The sequence below is a fragment of the Actinosynnema sp. genome (assembly GCF_052038725.1).
The window spans coordinates 1-2,500 of sequence record NZ_JBQGCX010000709.1 but is presented as its reverse complement, the minus strand read 5'-3'; the positions used below and the strand labels follow the sequence as shown (position 1 = coordinate 2,500).

Below are 2,500 nucleotides of genomic sequence, written 5' to 3'. Positions count from 1 at the left end.
CCGTGCGCACGTCGGGCTTCGTGCCGATGGTGGCCAGCGCGTCGGCCACCACCGCCGTCCGCGCGGACTTGTCCCGATCCCACGCCGTCTTCGTCGGGTTCCCCCTGCCGTTGGCGAAATCCGTGGCGCGCAGCTCGTAGTCGACGGGCACGCCCGTCGAGCCGTGCAGTGCCTTCCGCCAAGCCGCCCAGGTCCGCAGGGCCGGTTCCCAGTCCCGCGCCAGCAGCTCGACCCAGCCGTAGACGACGATCTTCGAGTCCGCGGAACCCGATTCACCGATGCAGAAGAAGCGTGTTTCGGCCATGGCGGTGAAAGCTAATTACCCGAGGCGGGCCAGCGGAAATCCGGCTGTTTTATTCGAGGAATTCTTCGGTTCCGCCGTGGTGCGGCGCCCACCCGCCCCCGCTCGTCCCTGCGGCCCGGCCTGCGGTGCCCGACGCCCAGAGCGGCTACCCTTACCCCTCGTGATCGACCTCAAGGCACTGCGCGAGAACCCGGAAGCCGTTCGTGCGTCCCAGCGGGCGCGGGGCGAGGACGAGTCCCTGGTCGACGCCCTGCTGTCCGCCGACGAGCGCCGCCGCTCCGCCGTCTCCCGCGCCGACACCCTGCGCGGTGAGCAGAAGGCGTTCGGCAAGCAGGTCGGCAAGGCCCGCGGTGAGGAGCGGGAGGCACTGCTCGCCAAGGGCAAGGAGCTGGCCGCCGAGGTGAAGGCCGCCGAGGCCGACCAGGCCGCCGCCGAGGCCGAGCTGACCGAGCTGCACCGCTCGGTCCCCAACCTCGTGCACCCCGACGCCCCCGAGGGCGGCGAGGACGACTACGTCGTGGTCAAGCACGTCGGGAAGCCCCGCGAGTTCGACTTCGAGCCCCTCGACCACCTCGACCTCGGCACCCGGCTCGGCGCGATCGACATGGAGCGCGGCGCCAAGGTGTCCGGCTCGCGGTTCTACTTCCTCACCGGCATCGGCGCCCAGCTCGAACTCGCCCTGCTGAACATGGCCGTCGCCCAGGCGACCGCCGCGGGCTTCCAGCTGATGATCACCCCGACCCTGGTCCGGCCCGAGGTCATGGCGGGCACCGGGTTCCTCGGCGCGCACTCCAGCGAGATCTACCGCCTGGAGGCCGACGACCTGTACCTCGTGGGCACCTCCGAGGTCCCCCTCGCCGGCTACCACGCCGACGAGATCCTCGACGGGCCGCGCCGCTACGCGGGCTGGTCGTCCTGCTACCGCCGCGAGGCGGGCTCGTACGGCAAGGACACCAGGGGCATCATCCGGGTGCACCAGTTCAACAAGGTCGAGATGTTCTCCTACGTCCCGCCGGAGGAGGCCGAGGCCGAGCACGCCCGCCTGCTCGCCTGGGAGGAGGAGATGCTCGCCAAGGTCGAGGTCCCCTACCGGGTCATCGACACCGCCGCGGGCGACCTCGGCACCAGCGCGTCCCGCAAGTTCGACTGCGAGGCGTGGGTGCCCAGCCAGCAAGCCTACCGCGAGCTGACCTCCACCTCGAACTGCACCACCTTCCAGGCCCGCAGGCTGAACGTGCGCTACCGCGACGAGAACGGCAAGTCGCAGATCACCGCCACGCTCAACGGCACCCTGGCCACCACCCGCTGGATCGTCGCCATCCTGGAGAACCACCAGCAGGCCGACGGCTCCGTCGTCGTCCCGCAGGCGCTGCGCCCGTTCCTGGGCAAGGACGTCCTCCTCCCGGCCTGACCCGGCCCACCGGACCGACCCCGACGCCCCCGCGCGAACCGCGCGGGGGCGTCGCGCGGTTGCCGCTCCCGCGCGGTTCGCGGCAGTTCGCAAGGTCACGTCCCGAAGCGGCTGAACGGGCTATTTTCGCAGGTGGAGGCCATCCCTACCATCCGGTCACCGGGCGCAGGCAGCGCCCGAGGACGGACTGGGGGGATCACCGTGACGGAGTGCCCGAACTGCCGAAGACCGGTCGGCACGGGGAACGCCGTGTGCGTCATGTGCGGCGCGGACGTCCGCGAACCGGGGGCGCCCGCCACCGGGACGACGGCGGAACCGACCGCCGAGCCACGCGCGGAAGCGGAACCGGCCGAGCCCGCACCTGCCGCCGAGCAGCGCCACGAGCCCGCGCTCGCGATGGTCGCGCCGCAGCAGCAGGCGCCGCAGCGGGCGTCGCTGAGCTTCCCCGCCATGAACCCGGTCGGCCTGCCGCCCGCGCACCCCGCGCCGCGGCAACCGTTCCCGCAGCCACCCGTCCCGCAGCCCCACCTCCCGCAGCCCCACCTCCAGCACCCGGCGCCGCGCGCCCCGCTCGCCTGGGTCACCCTGCCCGCCCCGACCCCGAACCAGGTCGAGGCGTTCGCCTACCCGCTGGTCGGCCTGCTGGTGCTCCAGGTCCTGGCCACCCCGATCGCGCTCCTGCTCGGCACCCTGGCCTACAGCCTGCTGACCACCCCGCTGCTGATGCTCACGGCGGGCCTGCTCCCCGCCTGGTGCTACCGGGCCAGGCTCGCCACGCACGACGC

1 protein-coding gene and 2 pseudogenes are annotated in these 2,500 nt (G+C 72.6%); 2 read left to right on the top strand and 1 reads right to left on the bottom strand.

The genetic code is table 11. The features are described 5' to 3' along the window. Positions 1 to 304: pseudogene (locus ACTUAL_RS14840) on the bottom strand (hypothetical protein); the annotation flags it as partial. 160 nt (positions 305 to 464) lie between these two features. On the opposite strand from ACTUAL_RS14840, the gene serS reads away from it, so the two are divergent. Both serS and ACTUAL_RS14830 read left to right on the top strand, forming a co-directional pair. Next, positions 465 to 1,715, top strand: coding sequence for a serine--tRNA ligase (serS, locus tag ACTUAL_RS14835; RefSeq protein WP_096491015.1), 1,251 nt, complete (start codon positions 465 to 467; stop codon positions 1,713 to 1,715). A gap of 201 nt (positions 1,716 to 1,916) precedes the next feature. Further along, positions 1,917 to 2,500: pseudogene (locus ACTUAL_RS14830) on the top strand (hypothetical protein); the annotation flags it as partial.